Annotated in this window: 17 protein-coding genes, 1 tRNA gene and 1 pseudogene; 12 read left to right on the top strand and 7 right to left on the bottom strand. The window is 62.4% G+C overall.

Translation table 11 applies throughout. From position 1 onward, the window contains the following. Positions 1-142: 142 nt before the first annotated feature. The 5 genes from ACQHGV_RS08505 to ACQHGV_RS08485 all read left to right on the top strand — a co-directional run bounded on the left by ACQHGV_RS08505 (position 143) and on the right by ACQHGV_RS08485 (position 3,260). Positions 143-877 (top strand): TlyA family RNA methyltransferase, encoded by a 735-nt coding sequence (locus ACQHGV_RS08505; protein WP_440977862.1) that lies wholly within the window; start codon positions 143-145, stop codon positions 875-877. Positions 878-998: 121 nt separating this feature from the next. Continuing rightward, a complete protein-coding gene (locus ACQHGV_RS08500) occupies positions 999-1,517 on the top strand; it encodes a TspO/MBR family protein (protein ID WP_440977861.1) in 519 nt (172 codons plus the stop codon). 22 nt (positions 1,518-1,539) lie between these two features. Next, the gene (locus tag ACQHGV_RS08495; protein ID WP_183951794.1) at positions 1,540-1,821 is read left to right on the top strand and encodes an accessory factor UbiK family protein; all 282 of its coding nucleotides are present in this window, start codon (positions 1,540-1,542) and stop codon (positions 1,819-1,821) included. 138 nt (positions 1,822-1,959) lie between these two features. After that, the gene (locus ACQHGV_RS08490) at positions 1,960-2,463 is read left to right on the top strand and encodes a YbjN domain-containing protein (protein ID WP_183951793.1); all 504 of its coding nucleotides are present in this window, start codon (positions 1,960-1,962) and stop codon (positions 2,461-2,463) included. Next, positions 2,460-3,260 (top strand): pyrroline-5-carboxylate reductase family protein, encoded by an 801-nt coding sequence (locus ACQHGV_RS08485; protein WP_440977860.1) that lies wholly within the window; start codon positions 2,460-2,462, stop codon positions 3,258-3,260. Before ACQHGV_RS08490 ends, ACQHGV_RS08485 begins: the two co-directional genes overlap by 4 nt. A gap of 3 nt (positions 3,261-3,263) precedes the next feature. Here ACQHGV_RS08485 and ACQHGV_RS08480 read toward each other — a convergent pair whose 3' ends face one another. Then, positions 3,264-3,761 carry a MarR family transcriptional regulator gene (locus ACQHGV_RS08480; protein WP_183951792.1) on the bottom strand — a complete coding sequence of 166 codons (498 nt, stop codon included), beginning with the start codon at positions 3,759-3,761 and terminating at the stop codon, positions 3,264-3,266. Between the two features lie 57 nt (positions 3,762-3,818). Between ACQHGV_RS08480 and ACQHGV_RS08475 the strand changes: the two genes are divergently transcribed. The 4 genes from ACQHGV_RS08475 (at position 3,819) to ACQHGV_RS08460 (ending at position 8,003) form a co-directional block, all read left to right on the top strand. Continuing rightward, a complete protein-coding gene (locus ACQHGV_RS08475; protein WP_440977859.1) occupies positions 3,819-4,916 on the top strand; it encodes a branched-chain amino acid aminotransferase in 1,098 nt (365 codons plus the stop codon). A gap of 64 nt (positions 4,917-4,980) precedes the next feature. Further along, positions 4,981-5,055, top strand: a tRNA-Gln gene (locus tag ACQHGV_RS08470). A gap of 418 nt (positions 5,056-5,473) precedes the next feature. Further along, positions 5,474-6,100: a hypothetical protein gene (locus ACQHGV_RS08465; RefSeq protein WP_440977858.1), complete on the top strand. Its 627-nt coding sequence runs from the start codon at positions 5,474-5,476 to the stop codon at positions 6,098-6,100. A 553-nt stretch (positions 6,101-6,653) separates the two neighbouring features. Then, on the top strand, positions 6,654-8,003 hold the full coding sequence (locus ACQHGV_RS08460; RefSeq protein WP_440977857.1) for a DNA cytosine methyltransferase: 1,350 nt from the start codon (positions 6,654-6,656) through the stop codon (positions 8,001-8,003). Here ACQHGV_RS08460 and ACQHGV_RS08455 read toward each other — a convergent pair. Together ACQHGV_RS08455 and ACQHGV_RS08450 are read right to left on the bottom strand one after the other, a co-directional pair. Beyond that, on the bottom strand, positions 8,000-8,665 hold the full coding sequence (locus ACQHGV_RS08455; RefSeq protein ID WP_440977856.1) for a hypothetical protein: 666 nt from the start codon (positions 8,663-8,665) through the stop codon (positions 8,000-8,002). The genes ACQHGV_RS08460 and ACQHGV_RS08455 overlap by 4 nt on opposite strands. A gap of 71 nt (positions 8,666-8,736) precedes the next feature. Beyond that, complete coding sequence (locus tag ACQHGV_RS08450) at positions 8,737-8,892, bottom strand: recombinase family protein (RefSeq protein WP_440980173.1); 156 nt, start codon at positions 8,890-8,892, stop codon at positions 8,737-8,739. A gap of 186 nt (positions 8,893-9,078) precedes the next feature. On the opposite strand from ACQHGV_RS08450, the gene ACQHGV_RS08445 reads away from it, so the two are divergent. After that, positions 9,079-10,244 (top strand): IS3 family transposase gene (locus ACQHGV_RS08445; protein WP_440977798.1). Its coding sequence is split into 2 segments (ribosomal slippage): positions 9,079-9,331 and positions 9,331-10,244, totalling 1,167 coding nucleotides; the frame shifts between segments, so codons are not numbered across the junction. Between the two features lie 29 nt (positions 10,245-10,273). Here ACQHGV_RS08445 and ACQHGV_RS08440 read toward each other — a convergent pair. Together ACQHGV_RS08440 and ACQHGV_RS08435 are read right to left on the bottom strand one after the other, a co-directional pair. Continuing rightward, positions 10,274-10,666 (bottom strand): annotated as a pseudogene (locus ACQHGV_RS08440) (recombinase family protein); the annotation flags it as partial. 411 nt (positions 10,667-11,077) lie between these two features. Then, on the bottom strand, positions 11,078-11,251 hold the full coding sequence (locus ACQHGV_RS08435; protein WP_440977855.1) for a hypothetical protein: 174 nt from the start codon (positions 11,249-11,251) through the stop codon (positions 11,078-11,080). Between the two features lie 408 nt (positions 11,252-11,659). Between ACQHGV_RS08435 and ACQHGV_RS08430 the strand changes: the two genes are divergently transcribed. Beyond that, positions 11,660-13,021: an RNA-directed DNA polymerase gene (locus tag ACQHGV_RS08430; protein ID WP_440977854.1), complete on the top strand. Its 1,362-nt coding sequence runs from the start codon at positions 11,660-11,662 to the stop codon at positions 13,019-13,021. A 22-nt stretch (positions 13,022-13,043) separates the two neighbouring features. On the opposite strand, the gene ACQHGV_RS08425 is transcribed toward ACQHGV_RS08430, so the two are convergent. After that, positions 13,044-14,711, bottom strand: a complete 1,668-nt coding sequence (locus tag ACQHGV_RS08425; RefSeq protein ID WP_440977853.1) for a DUF6538 domain-containing protein — start codon at positions 14,709-14,711, stop codon at positions 13,044-13,046. Between the two features lie 298 nt (positions 14,712-15,009). On the opposite strand from ACQHGV_RS08425, the gene ACQHGV_RS08420 reads away from it, so the two are divergent. Further along, the gene (locus ACQHGV_RS08420; RefSeq protein WP_440977852.1) at positions 15,010-16,296 is read left to right on the top strand and encodes a tyrosine-type recombinase/integrase; all 1,287 of its coding nucleotides are present in this window, start codon (positions 15,010-15,012) and stop codon (positions 16,294-16,296) included. 619 nt (positions 16,297-16,915) lie between these two features. On the opposite strand, the gene ACQHGV_RS08415 is transcribed toward ACQHGV_RS08420, so the two are convergent. Next, positions 16,916-18,811 carry a family 1 glycosylhydrolase gene (locus ACQHGV_RS08415; RefSeq protein ID WP_440977851.1) on the bottom strand — a complete coding sequence of 632 codons (1,896 nt, stop codon included), beginning with the start codon at positions 18,809-18,811 and terminating at the stop codon, positions 16,916-16,918. Between the last annotated feature and the right edge of the window lies 1 nt (position 18,812).

Below are 18,812 nucleotides of genomic sequence, written 5' to 3'. Positions count from 1 at the left end.
TCTCCTTGCTGCCGGAGCCGAACGGGTGAGTCCCCGTGTCGACCCATGGTGGCATATTATTCCTACTATATTGATAGGCAATAGGCGTCGCGCCTGACGGATGGCGGCTTGCGACGAACCGAGCGGCGCGATAGGGGCGGCCATGGCCAAACAGCGTGTCGACCAGATGCTCGTGGATCGCGGACTCGTGGAATCGCGATCCCGTGCGCAGGCCATGATCATGGCGGGGCTGGTCTTTTCCGGCGAAACGAAGATCGCCAAGCCCGGCCAGCAGCTGGCCGATGACGCAGGGCTGGAAGTGCGCGGGCGCGATCATCCCTGGGTGTCGCGCGGCGGCATCAAGCTGGCGCACGGGCTGGAGCATTTCGGCTGGGACGTGACCGGCGCGGTCGCGATCGATGTCGGGTCGTCGACCGGAGGCTTTACCGATGTGATGCTGCAAAAGGGCGCCGTGCGTGTCTATGCGGTCGACAGCGGGACGAACCAGCTCGCCTGGTCGCTGCGCCAGGACCCGCGCGTGGTCGTCCATGAACAGACCAGCGCGCGCATCCTGACCGAGGCCCATATTCCCGAACCCGTCGACCTGATCGTCTGCGATGCCAGCTTCATCGGGCTGGCCAAGGTACTGGAGCGGCCGCTGAGCTTTGCGGGGCCGTCGGGGCGGTTGCTGGCGCTGATCAAGCCGCAGTTCGAGGCGGGGCGCGAAGAGGTCGGCAAGGGCGGGGTGGTGCGCGATCCGGCGGTCCATGCACGGGTCTGTGAAGAGGTTACCGCCTGGCTGACCGGCATCGGCTGGCGGGTGCACGGGGTGGTGCAGAGCCCGATCACCGGGCCGGAGGGCAATATCGAGTTTCTGGTCGCCGCATCCCGAAATTGAACGGCGCGTCGCCATCGTCGTTGAGCTTTCCGTTTACTGTCTTGTGGCAGTCCGGCAGATCGACGGCATCATAAGGAAAGAGGAACGAGTGGGCGCGATCGCATCGAAGGGGCAGTTGCGGATGGCATTTCTGCGCTGGGCGGTCGTGACCGTACCGCTGGTGCTGTTGCTGGGCTTCGCCTCGGGCCGCTCGGTCCCGGCGGGGAGCGACAATCTCTGGTATGTTGCGCTAACCAAGCCGCCACTGACGCCGCCCGGCTGGGTCTTTCCGGTCGCCTGGACGACGCTCTACATCCTGATGGGGCTGGCGCTGGCGATGATCCTCCATGCGCGCGGCGCGAAGGGGCGGGGTGTGGCGATCGGCCTGTTCGTCGCGCAATTCGCGCTGAACCTGTGCTGGACGCCGCTATTCTTCGGGGCGCACCGCGTCACCCTCGCGCTGATCGTGCTGCTCGCCATCCTCGCGCTGGCCATCGCCACGACCGTCGCCTTTGCGCGTATCCGGCGCGGTGCGGCGTGGCTGATGCTGCCCTATCTGGTCTGGCTGTCCTTCGCCGGCGTGCTGAACTGGCGGATCGGACAGCTCAATCCCGATGCGGAAAGCCTTGTGCCGCGCACCCAAACCTCCCAAATGCTGTGAAACGCTTATTGGGATTTTGATCATGCAGGCCGACAACAAGCTTTTCGACGATTTCGCCAAGGTGATGAACGGCCTGGCCGGCACCGTCGCGGGCATGGGCCGCGAGGCCGAATCCAGCGCCCGCGCTCGTGCGCGTGAATGGATCGGCGGCCTGGATTTCGTCAGCCGCGAGGAGTTCGAAGTGGTGAAGGCGATGGCCGTCGCCGCACGCGACGAGGCCGACGAACTCAAGGCGCGGCTCGACGCGCTGGAGGCCAAGCAGCAGGGTGGCGTGACCGCGCCGATGACCGGGTCCGAATCCTGATCGGCATAGCCCTGCGGGATGGCTTAAGCGTCGTTTCGGGCGGCGCAGCTATCCACAGCTTTCGATCCAACGCTGCTTGCAGTGAGACCGTTACGGGTGCACCCTGTAACGGTCTGGTTTTGTTCGCAGGACAGCGCGATGCTTGAGTCGACCGATCATGAAGCCGAAGAATCAGCCCCCATCGATATGCTGGAGGCCTATTTCGCCGCGCATGGTTGGGAGCATGAACGGCATGATGAAGAGATCGTCGCGACCGTAAAGGGCAGCTGGGCGACGTATGAGTTGCGCGCGCTGTGGCGCGACGACGACAGCGTCCTGCAATTCCTGGCCTTCCCCGACATCAAGGTGACCGAGGATCGCCGCGCCGGCATCTATGAGGCCCTGGCGCTGGTGAACGAACAGCTGTGGATCGGCCATTTCGAACTATGGTCGAACAGCGGCATCCTGCTCTATCGCCATGCCGCCATGGTCGATGGCGGTGAGGATGGCACGATCTCGCTCAGCGCGACCGAATTGCTGGTCGAATCGGCGATCGAGGAGTGCGAGCGCTTCTACCCTGTGTTCCAGTTCGTGCTTTGGGGCGGCAAGAGCCCGCGCGAGGCGCTGGCCGCCGCGCTGATCGAGACGCAGGGCGAGGCGTGAGTTTTCCCGAAGGGCCGTTCTGGCTGATCGGATGCGGCAACATGGCCGGCGCGATGCTGCGTCGCTGGTTGTCGCAAGGGCTAGACCCGGCGCAGGTGACGGTGATCACGCGCAGCGGTCGCGGTGCGCCCGAAGGCGTGCGTTCGCTGACCGCGTTGCCGATCGACGAAACGCCGGCCACGTTGATGCTGGGGTTCAAGCCCCAGCAGCTCGACGACATCGCGCCGACGCTGGCGCATCTGAACCCCAGACTGGTTTTGTCGATCCTGGCCGGTGTCGAGGAACAGGTGCTGGCCGATCGCATCCCGGCGGGCGCGACGGTGCGGATGATGCCCAACCTGCCGGTCGGGATCGGGCAGGGGGTGACCGCCTTGTTCACCCGCTCGACCGATGCGCAGGTGCGTGGGCATGCGCAAGCGCTGGCCGAGGCGTTGGGATTGGCGCCGTGGATCGAGGATGAAGCGCGCTTCGACGCGGTGACGGCGCTGGCCGGATGCGGCCCCGCTTTCGTCTTCCGTTTCATCGATGCCATCGCGCAGGCCGGGGTCGCACTCGGCCTCGATGCGGACCTGGCTCAGCAACTGGCGCTGGCGACGGTGAACGGCGCAGGATCGATGGCGATCGGCGCCGATGCCTCGCCCGGCGTCCTGGCCGACCGTGTCGCCAGTCCGGGCGGCTCGACGCGCGAGGGGTTGAACGTCCTCGACGCCGATGATGCGCTCAAGAGGCTGATGGCGGCGACGCTGGCCGCCTCCGAACGGCGCAATCGCGGAATGGCCGCGGCGGCGCGCCGCTGACCGTCAGGCGTCGTTGGTGCGCAGATCCTCGACCCGGGCGCGTTCCTGCTCGGGGATCAGCCCTTCCAGCACGGTCCAGAACCCCGTCACCGCCTGCTGCCCGGCGCGGGCATAGGCCTTGGCCAGCTTCTCGCGCAGCGCATCGAACAACTGCGCCTCCATCGCCGCGCCGGCCGGGGTCAGCCGCAACAGCCTTTGCCGACGGTCACGATCGCCCGGTCGGGTCTCGACCAGATCGCGGCTCGCCAACTCGTTCAGCACGCGCCCCAGCGACTGTTTGGTGATCGCCAGCAGCGACAATAGCTCGCTGACCGTCATGTCGGGCTTGCGCGCCATGAAATAGAGCGCACGGTGATGCGCCCGGCCCAATCCCTGTGCCGCGAGGCCGCGGTCGATGGAACGGACGATGTGACTATTGCCGAAATACAGCAGTTCCAGCCCGCGCCGAAGCTCGGGCTCGCGGAGAAATTGTGCCGATGCGGACTGGTTCGAGGCAGCCATGTTGACCCGTCTACTCACACGCCCTAGGCCACGGCAACCCAAAACAGAGAGATGGTCATGAAAGCGCAGCAATCCCTGACGTTTCGGTTCGATCCTTGCACGACTCCGGTCGCGGCGAGCGAACGGGCGGCGCGGCTGGTAGACCCCGGCTTCGGGCGCGTTTTCACCGATCACATGGCGCTCATCCGCTATAGCGACGAACAGGGCTGGCACGATGCGCAGATCACCGCGCGTGTGCCGCTGACCGTCGATCCGGCCGCCTCGGTCCTGCACTATGCGCAGGAGATCTTCGAGGGGATGAAGGCCTATCGGCTGGCCGATGGTGGCACCGCGCTGTTCCGTCCCGAGGCCAATGCCCGCCGTTTCCAGGATTCCGCGCGGCGCATGGCGATGCCCGAACTGCCAGAAGAGCTGTTCCTGGAATCGGTCGAGCGTCTGGTCGAGGTCGAGCGCGACTGGATTCCCGAACAGGATGGCGGCGCGCTCTACCTGCGGCCCTTCATGTTCGCCAGCGAGGTGTTCCTGGGCGTGAAGCCCTCGTCCGAATATCTCTACATGGTCATCGCCTCGTCGGTCGGCGCCTATTTCAAGGGCGGCGCGCCCGCCGTGTCGATCTGGGTGAGCCAGGGCTATACGCGCGCCGCGCCCGGCGGCACGGGGGCTGCCAAGTGCGGCGGTAACTATGCGGCCAGCCTGCTCGCGCAGAAGGAGGCCATCGCCAATGGCTGTGACCAGGTCGTCTTCCTCGATGCGGTCGAGCGCCGCTGGGTCGAGGAACTGGGCGGCATGAACGTGTTCTTCGTGTTCGACGACGGCAGCCTGGTGACTCCGCCGCTGACCGGCACGATCCTGCCCGGCATCACCCGCGACTCGATCCTGACGATCGCGCGCGCGCAAGGGTTGACGGTGCGCGAGGAGCCCTATGCCATCGACCAGTGGCGCGCCGACGCCGCCAGCGGTCGCCTCGTCGAGGCGTTCGCCTGCGGTACCGCCGCCGTCGTCACCCCGATCGGCAGCGTCGCGGAGCCGGCAGGCCGCTTCACCATCGGCAGCGGCGGCCCCGGCCAGCTGACCACGAGCTTGCGCGAGCAACTGGTCTCCATCCAGCGCGGTCAGGCCCCCGACCCGCACGGCTGGATGCGTCGCCTGGGCTGACGATTTTCCCCGGAATAGGGGCTTTTCAAGAGCGGCGCGCCGGGTATAAGGCGCGCCTCTCCACTGGGGCGTCGCCAAGCGGTAAGGCAACGGTTTTTGGTACCGTCATACGCAGGTTCGAATCCTGCCGCCCCAGCCAATCCTTCTTATCCGCAGAAAACTGCGGAATTTGGGGGTGCGTTGTAGCACCCCATTGTAGCACTCACCGTAGCAGTTGAGACCGCGCGGCGGTTGACGAATCCGTAGTCGCTCTCCACTCGGCGCCCATGGCAACGACCCCAACACGGCAGCCCATCTCGGGAGCGCAGCCTCGGAAGCGCAAGACGCAAAAAGTTGACGCGCTGACGGAGCTCCGGCTGGAGAATCCGCAGGTTCATCGCGATGCGCAAATCCTAGGAAAACTGCGAAATTCGAGCCGAGGGCTTATCGGGAGACCGGCGCGTCGGGTGCAGGGGGGTAAGCACCCTTCATTATATAGAAGATACAGGGGAACAGGATTTCCCCTTCAATGGAAGCAAGGATCATCCCTCCCATCATGGAGATCGTTGTCGCCATGGATGAAGGTGCAGATTGCTACCCTGGCCCTAGCTGAGAAGGGCTACATGCAATTCAAGATACACCTCCATGACGACCACTTCGCAGAGGTGCTGGCCTCGGGTGAGAATCCTCGAGACAGACTGCGGAACGATCTCAGTCGGCATCTCAAGAGGCGTCTCGGCAGAGTGCCGTGGTTCTTTTTCGTTCTAGAGGATCGTTCCGTCGCCGGTGAGGAGACGCGAGCTCACGCTCATGGGTCCATTGAGATTGTGCGCGCGCCATTGCCCAAGGCGGGGCTAGGGTCGCGACGTTTGGCGACACTCGCTGCGGCAGGCCAAAGCGACGCAGCCGAGCTAGAGGCCGGAAGGATCGTCATTGCGGCCGCGATGTGGGCTGCGTCGGGTGGCAAGCTGCCGAGGGTCGCTTTGACAACGGGAATCGACCAGACGCGGAACGTCTGGCATCGCCGCCCCTATCACCCGCTCTTCAACTCTCAGTGGGTGGATTATGCCTTCAAAAACGTGGGGGCCGTCAGCAAGAAGCTGCCGGACAGCCGGCTGGCGCTACCTAATAGCTTGAGAGGTGAAGCGCAGCGTCTCTGGCGGTTGGTCAAAGAAGGTGAGAGCGCGATGGACCAATGGGACTGAACGGCGGCTTGCGCAACGAGGCCGTGTCTCAGGGGGCCGGGATCATAAGTTGGTAAAAAGTAGTAGTTTTGTTGATGAAATCCGCTGTGTATTTTTTGCCCTACACCGGGAATTTCGAAACCATAAGCTTGTCAAAGACTTAGGTTGCGCGTGTGCAAATGCAGGTGGTTGATGATTCAACTTTTTGCAACTTTGCCTCGAAACGGTAAGCCAAACCCATGCAAGCTGCTCGCGAGGGCACCGTCAGCAACCTTCACGCGTCGACATGTCTGGCAGGGGCTCTGGGGCGCTCCCTGAGCGCGGTTCAGCGATGCTCCGCTAGGTAGGTAGCATCCAAGCGACGTCCCAGTGCCAGCGGCCTTCCCAGCGGGCCAGCGATCCCTGGCCAGATCCACGCATTCAGTCTGCTTCCGGTGAGATTTCTGGGGATAGTAGGTCGGCGGGGGCGTCGGAACTCGTGACAGGAGCAGAGGCCGCGTCCTATCGTCCCCGAATGGCAACTCTCCTCGACGTGCGCACTCTTCGTTCCTCACTCGGACTTAAGCAGCGTGATTTGGCAGAAGCTCTCGGCATACCGCTGCGGCAGATGATGCTGTTAGAGCGCGGGCTGGCCGAGTGCACCGACCAGGTGCTCGAAAAGCTCGCCCACCTCACTGAACTCAACGCCCATCACCTTCTCGACCTGAAGAAGCCGCAGGAGCCACTCTGCGGCGAGGGCTATGTGACCGCTCGTCCAGAGGGCAAAGCGGAGATCCCGCGCCGTCGTGCGCCGTCCGTATCGAAGCGACCAGTCATGGACTTATTCTGTGGCGTCGGCGGGTTCTCTTTCGGTTTCGAGCAGACCGGCGAGTTCGAAGTTGTAGCGGGCATCGATCTTCTCGGAGACAGGCTCAGCACGTTCTGCACCAATCACGACGCAGCCAACGCTTACGGGCAGGACATTCGGTCGATCTCAACCGCCACCCTAGATGACGAGAATCCCCGTCCCTTCGTGATTGTGGGCGGCCCTCCCTGTCAGGGTTTCTCATCCCTTCGGCCGTTCCGAAACGTCGACTGGAATGACCCTCGCAACAATCTCGCTGAGGAGTTCGTGCGCATCGTGGCCGCGCTGCAACCTGAGTGGCTCGTGTTCGAGAACGTCGTTGGGTTGCTGACCTATGCGAACGGCCGAGCATGGCGGGCGATCTGTGAAGCGTTCGAGGAGGTCGGCTACACGACGGACGCAAAGGTGCTCAATGGAGCCAGCTTCGGATTACCTCAGAAGCGCGAGCGACTGATCATCGTAGGCAACCGCAGCGGGAAGCGATTCAAGTGGCCGGTGCCGACGCATAGCTTCGAGGGGAGGAGTATGGCGCCGGACGGCATGCTCCTCGAGGGCACCGAGCGCGATCTCTTCCGCTCGGAGTTGCCTATTGCCGTGTCGGTCATGGATGCCATCGGCGATCTGCCGCCAGTCGCCTCAGGTGAGGGGTGCGAAACTTACACCTTAGAACCGACCACCGACTACCAGCGTCGAATGAGAGCCGGGTCGAAAACGCTTACTCTCCATGATGCAACTCGGCATTCAGCGAAAATGCTGGAGATCATCAAGCACGCCGGGGCAAATATTAACGCGCTTCCGCCGGGAATGGTCACGAGTGGCTTCTCGTCCTGCTACAGCCGTCTTGATGCCGGCGAGCCCTCCACCACGATCACCGTCAATTTCGTTCATCCGGCGTCGAACCGTTGCATTCACCCCACGCAGCATCGCGCGCTCACTCCCCGCGAGGGTGCGCGCCTTCAAGGTTTCCCCGACCGTTTCACGTTCGAGGGCACCCGATCTCAGATCGTCAAACAGATCGGCAATGCGGTCCCGCCCCTGCTTGGGCAGGCCATTGCGGAGGCAATACTCGCCAGCGACTAGGAGCAGAGCCTTACGAGTTCCTTGTAGCGCGCTCCGCGTTGGCCGAGGGGTGCGCGCTCAAGATCGACGTAAACGATCGACAGTGCTTTCATGCCTTCGGCGTTCACCACGGCGGTCTTGCCGGAGTCGCCATCGGTATTCGATGAATTGAAATGACTGTCCTCGAGTTCCCCACATCGAATCTCCCAGATGTGCGGTGTCACGCCGCGCTGTTTGTGCTTCCCCTTCCAGAGAGGCGTTCCATGGTCATCGCACAGAACGTAGCGGCACGTTATGTAGTGACCTGCCTTAACTAGATGCCCCTTAGGCTTGTTGTCCTCCAGTGCCACCTTGATCTCAATGTTGGGGGTAATGCTCGGCTGGTTCGTCAGGAGGTCAGGGAACTTGTGGGGGCCGTTGCGAGAGAAGATACCGTCGGCTGCCGTAACGACGGATGCGGCGAAGATGTTGCCCAACATCGAGGAGAGGTTTGCAAGTTCCACCGTGGCGCTCAACGGTTCCGCCCCTGCGTCTATGAGGGTGGCGTCGATGCGGTCGAGCAGTCGGTATGTGTTAAGCACAGCACGACTGAGGATGTCCGCTGTTAAGCCGATTTTTGTAAGTTCATCCTCGTTGGTGAACTTGCCGCCGATTTCCCGCAGAACTTCTGGTTGAGCCGCCATTGAACCCCCTATCAAGAGGGTGGAGTGGATAGTCGGCTATCGGCGGATCGTCCAGCGACTTACATGTCGTTTCAAGCGGCCATAGAGGACCGATCAATAACGACCTTGACCTGGGCGGCGCTCCATCGGCCTCCGCGGCTCGTTGTTATGCCACGGCGGTTTAGGGCCTCGGCTATCTGCCGCAGCGACTGAATGCCTTCGCCGCGAATTGCCTCGATCTGCACCATGACCTTGGCAGCGCGCTCCAGAGCAGCTCGCGACCGCTTCTCAGCGCTCGCCTGCGGTCCCTTCTTCAAGTCCTCAAGATTGCCCCTCGCGCCGCCTAGCGTAACGCCCCTCGCTCTCGCAGTGACGTGACCCCCGTTTCTTCATCCATCTGGAAGTAGAGACCGGCCCTTGAAGGGACGGACGGAATGAAGCGGAAGCAGTTTTCGGAAGAGCAGATCATCGGCATCCTGAAGGAGGCCGAGGCGGGTGCGGTGGTGACGGAGCTGTGCCGCAAGCACGGGATGTCGAGCGCGACGTACTATGCGTGGAAGGCGAAGTTCGGCGGCCTGGAGGTGTCCGACGCAAAGCGCCTGCGGTCGCTGGAAGAGGAGAATGCCCGGCTCAAACGGCTTCTTGCGGACACGATGCTGGACAACGCGGGGTTGAAAGACCTGCTGTCAAAAAAGTGGTGACGCCCGCCGCGAAGCGACAAGCGGTCGCCCATCTCCAGGCGACGTTGGGGATGAGCGAGCGGCGGGCATGCGCAGTTGTCGGAGCGGATCGCACGAGCATGCGGTATCGCTCGTGCCGGGCAGATGATGGCGACCTGCGGTCGCGTTTGCGTGAGCTGGCGCAGCAGCGTCGGCGGTTCGGCTATCGACGGCTGCACATCCTGCTGCGCCGGGACGGCATCACGATCAACCGCAAGAAGACCCAGCGACTCTACCGCGAGGAAGGGCTGACGGTCAGGCGCCGGAAGGGACGAAGACGCGCGGTTGGCACACGGGCGCCCGCGCCGGTGCTGGCGCTTCCCAACCAGCGCTGGAGCCTGGACTTCGTGCACGACCAGCTCGTCACTGGCCGACGGTTCCGCGTGCTCAACATCGTCGACGACGTCACACGCGAGTGCCTCCGGGCGGTGGTGGACACGTCGATTTCGGGCCGGCGGGTCGTGCGCGAGTTGACCGATCTGGTCGCCGAACGCGGCAAACCGACGATGATCGTCAGCGACAACGGGACCGAACTCACCTCGAACGCGGTGCTTGCCTGGTCCGGCAACATGGACATCGAGTGGCATTACATTGCGCCGGGCAAGCCGACCCAGAACGGGTTTGCCGAGAGCTTCAATGGTCGCATGCGCGACGAGTTGCTCAACGAGACGCTGTTCTTCACCATCGGCCAAGCCCGCTCGATCCTGGCGCGCTGGGTCGACGACTACAACACCGAGCGGCCGCACTCGTCGCTGGGCTACGCTACCCCGGCTGCGTTCGCTGCCGAGCTCGAACAGCAACGGGCGGGGTTAACCCCGCCCGTTGCTTCAACTGCGCTCATGCGCAACAACACCGGTCGGTCTCTGGTCGCAGCTGGGTGAAAGACTGGGGTCACGTCAGCAGCCGCGAGAGCCTCAGTCGTTCGCTTTGAGATTGCCTTACGCTCGGCCTGCGCGACCGCGGCCATGATGTGAATCGTTAGTTCGTTCGCCTCAGGCATGTCTGCCGCGAGGAAGCGAGCCCCACTGTCTTGCAGGGCCGCAAGAAAGGCGACATTTCGGCTGAGCCGATCCAGCTTCGCTACCACGAGAGTAGCACCTGTAAGCTCACACTGCGCGAGAGCCGCCGACAGCTGAGGTCGAGCATCGATCTTCCCTGACTCTATCTCGATGAACTCGCCGACCAGTTGGCAATCGCTAGCGCTTAGGAAGGCGTCCACAGCCGACTTCTGGGCCTCAAGCCCCAGACCGCTCCGGCCCTGCTTGCGGGTGCTCACGCGATAATACGCTACAAACTTTCGCATGGTGTGGTGTTCCGTTACTCGCAACCGACGTTGCTACTGACGTAACACCCCGCCCCGCTTTGCCAAGGCTGAGAATCGCGCCGCACGGCGGTTGCGGTCGCGGATGTCTTCCACCTCTTCTGTCAAGAAGAAGTCCTAGATCGCGCCTGTATTCATGATCCGGGTGGTGCCGATCCCTAGGTCAAATTGGCGCTCTGCCATCCACAGGGGGAGCTTGGTCGCTCCTTCCTTATCCTCATGCGCTGTCCCCGCCACTCTGATTTTCACGCATTTCTTTCTTCTTCTCCTTGATGTCTCGCATGAGTTCCGCGTGCTTTTTCGCCGTCGAACTGGTGTCGCCCTTTTTGAATGGCATTGATTGGCCTCCTCTCTCTAGAAATTCTGACGAGACGCTCCCGCGCATGGCCACCGTTAGCCGTGCTCGATCTTGACCGTCTTCTCGAACGGAGGAGCGTCAGGGTAGAGCCCCCGATACATATCAAGCGCTTGGCTGATCAATTCCGCCAGGTCTCCGGCCTGTCGCACCCCCACGACGTGCTCAACGCGCTGGCCGGCGGGACCAGTTACCGTCACCTTCACATCCATTGGTTCATCTCCTCTGCATAGGTTAACGTGCGAGACCGACTAGGGATGCCCAATGTCGATGCGCACACCGCCGGTTGCGAGCGCCAAGATTACGGCCGCAGAGAGGTGGCGTTTGGACCAGAGTGCCTGTATCGCCATTCTATGGCCACGAAGAAGAAGAGCGCGTCTGCATCCCCTTCTCCCACAGAAGCCCGCCTTCGGCGCCTAATGGCGCATGGTTATTTCCCGGGTGAGCTTCCGCCGCCATTTACCACAGCCGACTATGCAGTCCATGTCGCCAAATTGGCCGCTAAGTGGGACGGCAAGAATATTAGAAAATTCTGGAGCCGGCCAGAAACCTATAGTGTGCCCCGGTATGGACATGCACGCCGTAGGCTCTCTATCGTTAATCCAGTCAATCAGCTGCATGTGGCGGACCTGATTGCCACCAACTGGGACGCCATCCGTAGGAGGCTTGAGCGCTCCACGATCACGGAGTTTGATCCGCAGATCGTGCTGAAGGGGCCGGGGCGGGCAGTCACCGGCGTCAATTTCGACGGCGTGGCTCGGCGCAGAGCGGAGATACTCGGCTCATACGGCCGCTATGTGAAGACCGATGTAGCTAGGTTCTATCCCTCGATCTACACGCACGCCATCCCATGGGCCATCCTCGGGAAAGAGCACGTCAAGGGACACCACCACGACGCCGCGTTCAAAAAGTCCTTCGCCAACCTGCTGGATAAGGCAGTGGGAGCGGGTCAGGAGGGTCAGACCATCGGCATTCCCATCGGACCTGACACATCGCGCATATTATCTGAATTGGTTGCCGTAGAGGTCGAGACGATAGCGCGAGGGCATATACCCGACCTCAATGAGAGGGCAGTGCGCTATGTCGATGATATGCTAATCGGGCTGAGGGACACAGAAACACCTTCCGCGGTGTTGTCCGGCCTCTCCGTGGCCCTCTATGAATACGAGTTGGAGCTAAACGCCGAAAAGACCGTCACTCTCGGATTCGGATGTCCACACGCGCCCGAGTGGATCCATTACGTGAGGACCTTCAATCTAGGCGCAAAGCCTGAGCGCCAGCGTGAGGACTTAGACTCGTTCTTCGAACAAGCCTTCCACTTGGCTGATGCCAACCCGCGGGAGAATGTTCTCTTGTTCGCCGCAAAGCGGGCGGCGAGCTTTGACGTGCACACGACGAATACTGCCCATTTGGTTCGTTGGCTACTCTACTCCGCTCGGCGGTCCCCAAGCTGCCTCAGCTTCGTGGCAGAGCACCTTGCCGCAACCCAAGCGACCGTGGGCATGCCCAAGGGTGAGATCGAGGCATACATTCTCCAGCAACTCCCCCTGAAGGCCGATGCTGGGCACACTGACGAGGTTGCGTGGCTTCTCTTCTGGGCGCGGGAGATCAGCCTAACGCTTCCGGCTGCCACCCTTGCCAAGGTGACCTCCCTCCGTAGTTCAGTCGTGGCGATGCTGGTGCTCGATCTATTGCAGCGCGGACGCGTCCAAGGGCAATTAGACGTTGCTGCGTGGCAGCGCGCGGCCTCTGTCGACGGGCTGCGATCGGAGCTCTGGTTAGTCGCCTATGAAGCTACGAAGAAGGGCTGGTGGCCAGCGGCTCAGCAGACGGATTTCCTCACTGGACACGAGTTCTTCGCAGACATCTATGCGGCGGACGTCGAGTTTTATGATCCAACGAAGACGGCTCGGAAGAAGGTCAAGCCCACATTCCTCCAAGGCGTTCCGAGTGCCAGCATGCTTGCCGGTTATCCCGATTGACGTCGACCGAGCGCCGGCGAACCTAGGCGGCGATTTCCAGCTCCTGTGAGCCCTTCGCCTCGGGGTGCGGGATAGCCAGCCCCGGATAGTCAATCAGGCCGATGATTTCGGCCTTGCGCACCAGGTCGATCCCATCCGGGTTGTAGACGCCGTAAGTGAACCCGCGTTCATGCCCGAAGACCTGCGCCCACTCATTCTCAGGGACGCGAGCCCGTTCCATGATGCGGGTGACATTCTTTCGGAAGGAGTGAAACGTCTTGGTCCGCGAAGTGAAGCCGCGACCTAGTTTGAAGCTCGAGAACTCTCTGCTCGCGTCGGCTCCCGGCTTTTTCCCCACCCCTTCCTCATTGAAGCCGGGCCAAATGCGGGCAGAATGGTCGGACCTGTCTCGGGCCAGCAGCCACCCTAGCGCTGGGTGCACCGGCACTTGGCGGATGCCAGCTGGGGTCTTCGCATCCACTACCTGAAAGTAGTTGATCACGACGCCGTTGATCGTCTCGCTGCGGACCTGCCCCCAAGTCAGTGCAGCAATCTCATCGAGTCTCATCCCGGTGAAGAGCCCCACGATGATCACCTCCAGCATGTCCTGTCGCTGGGGAGGCGGCGTTAGCAGCTGACGAATCTCGCTGGGCTCCCATGCAACGTATGAGTTCACGTTGACCCCCCTCCGAAGCTTCGTGTGGAAGCCGTCGAACGGATTGTCCCCCGCGCAGTGGCCTCGTTTGCTGGCCCAGCGCCAGAGTTCCTGTAGCGTAGCCATGTGCCGGTTCATGGTGGCATCTGAGAGGCCGCGTTCCTGATTGCCGAAGCGCGTGATCAGTTGGCTCCAAGAGAGACCGCGCGCAGCGGGGGAGCGGGCCCAATCTGGGTGAAGTAGCTTGACGGCGTCGCGAAATGCCGCCGCATGAGTATGGTTGACGCCCCTGATCGGCGCATCATTCCAGAAGCCTTCGAACAAGCGGAACGTGGCCCGCTTCTGCTGCTCGGTGTTCGTGATCTTGCCGCCGGGCTTGCTCGCCTTCCACTGGCGGAGAAATGCCTCTGTGAGTTGGGAGAACCTGATGTCGGTCGCGGTGGCCGCCGCGGCTTCCGAAGCTTCTGTGGCTTGCCTCAGGACCGCGCTCGCTGGCTCTGCGGTTAGGTCACCCCGGTCCTGCCGGTTGCTGACCTGGACCGCAGCGACAGTCACCTCCGCCATCATGGCCACGAAGCGCTTGAACCAGTCGCTATTCTGATCAACCGCGATGCCACGGTTCACGAGGATGCGCTCGGCTGGTGCCAGCCACGGTTGCAGGTCGTTGGCTTGAAGGGCGCGGACCAGCCCGATCTGGGCCTGCTCCTGCCGTTCCAAGTAGTCCGCATAGGTGTCGGGGTCTGATGCGAAACGCTCCTTTCGCTTCGTTTGCGAGAGCTCGCGCGCCTGTTCGAAAACCTCTTTGGCCAGCTTGAGCAAGTTGGCGTCAGACGGTTCGTCAGCCGCAGGCGGTGAGCCCCGCCTTAACCGCTCCCACTCGCCCGTCAGGTCCAAGAGTATCGGCAGGGCCTTCATAGCGGCTCGCTCCCGATCGCGCTCGCGGAGTGATACCGTGACCTCCTTGCGACCGTAGGCTGCTTGGACGTCTCTCGGCACCGGCACCCGAAGCTGCCAATAGCCGGAACGTGGACGTTTGGTGAGATAGCGATCAAGCACGCGGAGCGACCTCTGTAGCACTGGCTGTAGCACTCTGCTGTAGCACGCATGCCGGGAAATCAAGGACTTGTGCTATCCCTATGAAGCAAAAGGCGCGTGCGGGAGCCTCAGGTTCGAATCCTGCCGCCCCAGCCAGCAGAATCACTCGATTCGGCTGTGAAGTGAATACCTTGAGCGCGGTCCTACAAAATTCGGATGTAGACGAATGCAGCCTGAAATGGCCTCATGCGGACGCGTATTGTGCCCAATTTGTGCCCGCGTTTTTGTGTCGCTTCGCAGCCCGTGAGGGATTCGAAACGTGGCATCGAGACAGCCTTTCACCCCGGCCAGCCTGGACAATCTGAAGTCCGGCTCGCTCACCGATCCGCAGACGCCCGGCCCCGTCATCGAGGTCGGTGCCCGCGGTAAGAAGACCTGGAAGTATCGCCGTCGCCTTCCGGATCAGGATGTGACGGTGAAGATGACGCTGGGCAGCTATCCTGCATACCGGATCGGTGACGCCCGCGAATGGGCGCGGCAACTCAATAATGACGTCGAAACCGGAGTCGACCCGCGCGAGGCGCTCCGCGAGGCGGCGGCACGGGCGGAGATGACCGTCGCCCGAGCGCACGCCCTCTATATGACGGCCGCGCGGGAAGGGCGCGCCTCGCGGGCCAAGCGCCTGAACAAGCCGCGCACGCTCAAGGACAAGCAGGAGATTTATGATCGCGATATCGCACCCATATTGGGTGCGAAGATCATCTACGAAGTGACCGAGAAAGACCTGATTAAATTGGTCTCGAAGAAGGGCGAAACCGCCAAGGTCCGGGCGAACCGGCTGGCCGCCGAACTGAAGGTGTTCTTCGGCTGGGCGGCGGGCTTGCGCGGACTGGTGGTCGGCTTGGAAAAAGACCCGTCGCGGCGACTGGGAGATTTGAAGTTCGTTGAAACACGGCGGACGCGTAAACTCAACCTCAATGAGATCCGCTGGTTCCTGCAAGCCGTCGCGCTGGAGAAACGCGATTTCCGGCGTGGCCTGATCCTGTCGCTCCTGACCGCAACAAGGATCAACGAACTGGTCAAGGCTCGTAGCTCCGAGATCGAGAACGGCGTGTGGACGATCCCCGCCGCCCGATCCAAGAACTCCACAGCGCATGCCATCGCCCTGGGGCCGTGGGGGCGGCGGCTATTCGCGAGTAATCACAAGTGGGTTTTTCCCGCCGAAAGGGTGGAAGGGCCGCGGACCACCGGCTGGTACAAGGCTAGGGATCGCGTGCTGGCCCGAATGGAGAAGATCGCCGACAGGCCCGTTGATCGCTTTTGCCCGCACGATTTTCGACGAACGGCGCGGAGCAACACCAAGCGGCTGAAGGTCGACTTCGAGACGGCCGAAGCGATGCTGAACCACCTGAAGGTTGGAATGGAACGGATTTACGATGGATATGAGCTCGAAGAGGAAAAGGCAGCCTGGTTCCTCAAGTGGGAGCGTGAGATCATCCAGTTAGCGGAGAAGGCGGGGGTGGCAGCTGAACTCGAAGTCCCGGTTCAGCCGAAGCGAGCCGTAAAGGCACCTTCCGGGCGACGCCGTTGTACGCGACGATCGTAGGCTGCGTGAGAGCGGTCAGAGGAAGCCGGAGGTTTGAGAGTCTCCTCCGCGTGACAGTAATTGGGTATTGCGACCGCGGCAGGTGTCGACCAATCCCGGTCGTTCGCCCTCACTCCGGCAAACGTCTGGTCCCGACAGTAGCTGCCATTCGCCCTGATCAAGGCCAGTGAACGAAACATGCCGAATGGACGACCGTCTGCGCCGCGTCCAAATCTTTGATCGCGAACCGGCACGTCGAAACTTGGTGGATTGCAGCCGGTCCGCTTTCGGACGACACACCGGGGTAAGCTGCCGTTCGTTCAGCAGTGAGGGCAGGGGGCTCGAACGCCTGCCGCTGGTGGGAAGCGGATTGGCCGCTTTCGGGCGAGGATCGTGAGGAAGCGGACGTTCGTTCATCTGTAGCCGGACGGTAGCAAAGTGCCTTGAAAATGGCTGATAGCTTGCCGCCAGCTGATACCAAAAGCGGTCGTTTTCTTCGTTGCTCGCACTACAGCCCCAAGAGTACGATCGGCCGCTCCCTGGTAGCTTGGCGATGCGCTGGGGTCGCAGACTGGCGGAAAGTTGGCACGCTTGAGAGCGGTTATAGAATTTGAAGGGGTCGGCTGAGAACGGCCGTTTTTCAAGTTTGAGCAGCATCGCCGACGGCCGCAGTAATGGCTGCCTGTCGCCCGTGCGCAGTCATGGCGTCGTCAAACTGGAGGGTGGTCGCTCCGAAACCATCTATGGTGCTGCTGCTCCCTACCAATGATCGGGCGGGCTCATGCAAACCATCCTGACCATCGATCAGCAGGTCCAGCGCAGCATTCATAACGGCAGGATCGGATCGGCGGTCTGCAAATCCGCCTTCTCGTCCCCAAGGAATGAGCAAGGCGCCGGGGGGTATCGGCGACCGAGCGCCCTCCTGCACGGGTGGGGACATGTCATTCGGGGCGAGACAGGCGCGCCCGGCGATGAGGTGGAGGCTCGCGACCCGTCTGTCCTGACAGACACGCGCCACCCCGATCGCATCGGCGACATTTTCGGCATCGAGATGAGCCAGAGCCCATGGCCCGATAGAATCCAGCATGGCGGCCATATCGGGCGGACGGTTTCCATCCCGCGTTTCGCATGCGGCTACATGATGGGCGATTCCTCGATTCCGGCACAGTTCCGACCACGCTTGGCCCAGAGCGCTGTTACTACTCCAGATCAGCAGAACCGGATCCGAGCGCGCGTCGCGCAATGGTGGTGTTTTGATCGGATAGGGGATCGCGGGATAGACAAGCCGCTCCTGACGCCGCCACCAGCCCGGGGCATGAACGACCGGATGGCGTTCGGTGCCGGTCGGCAAGCCCTTCCATAAGGATGCCAGCGCGGTCGGCCGGGGCACGCCATGGGATATGTCGAATACCCCCGGTTCATAGGTGCCGGGGCGGGTCAGCAGGGTGTCCCATCCTAACGAACCCAGCAGCGACCAAGCCGTGACGGCCCTGATGTCGACCCCTGCCTGACGAAGCGTCACGCAGCCGTCCCACGCCTCGGCTGCCCAGCGCAACTGCTCCTCGCGGGTGCAGCCATTATGCACCTCCGTCACCGCGATGGGTGTGCCGTAACGGTCCCAGGCTTCGCGGAGGGCTCCGACCAGACCGGGGGGTGGCGGATCGAGGACGCGTATCGCCTCGACATCGGCATAGGCGCGGCGTGCATTGCCGCCATGGCTGCGCGGCGGATAGCGTTGCAACCGATGGTCGAGAAAGCGGTCGCTGGTCAGATAATGGTTCACCCCGACCATGTCGGGCGGGCAGGGATCGTCGGCGATGCGACGCAGCCGGTCGGAAAACCCGAAGCTCCCGATCCGCGCCCAAAGTGGGTGGTCCGAGGTTATACGTCCGAACAACAGGTCCCATCCGGCCCAGCGCCGTAGGTTATCGAACGCTGCCTGCTCACCCAGGATGAGGGTCGCATAGGTGCGACCGAGATCATCGGTCTGGATCAGCCTCGCCGCCGGATTGATCCGGCGGATGGCCCGCATCGCGGCTCTTGTGCCGTCGATCTGGTTGAGCAGCGCCAGCCAGAAGGCCCCTTCGTCCCGAGCATGGGGATACCAATGGCCGTAGAGCGCGGAGAAGCGCGCCGTGGTCACAGGTTCATTGACCGGAGTCCAGTCCTCGATCCACGGATAGCGCTCGGCGACCTGTTGCGCATAGTCGCCCAGCCCGGCGGCGAATTCATCGTCGAGCAGATGGGTATGGGTCGGCCCGCTGCCATGATGGACTAGCCCGGCGATTGGACGGATACCCAGCTTACGCAGTCGCCCAAGCCGTTCGTCGGTCCATGACCAATCCGCTATCCGTCCCTCCCGCATCACACGTTCCCACAAGACGGGGTAGCGGATCGCGCTCAGACCCAATCCGGCAAACAGGTCGAGATCGGCGATCCGATCGTGATGTCCGCTCAAGCGGACCTGATCGCTATAGCCTGTGGCGGTGCGATTGACGGTGCATTCCACACCACCCCAAAGTTCCAGGCTGTCCATG

This window comes from Sphingomonas pseudosanguinis (assembly GCF_052056765.1).
Taxonomy (GTDB): Bacteria; Pseudomonadota; Alphaproteobacteria; order Sphingomonadales; family Sphingomonadaceae; genus Sphingomonas; species Sphingomonas pseudosanguinis.
Note: the sequence above shows the minus strand (reverse complement) of the source record. Positions and strands in the feature narration are given on the sequence as shown.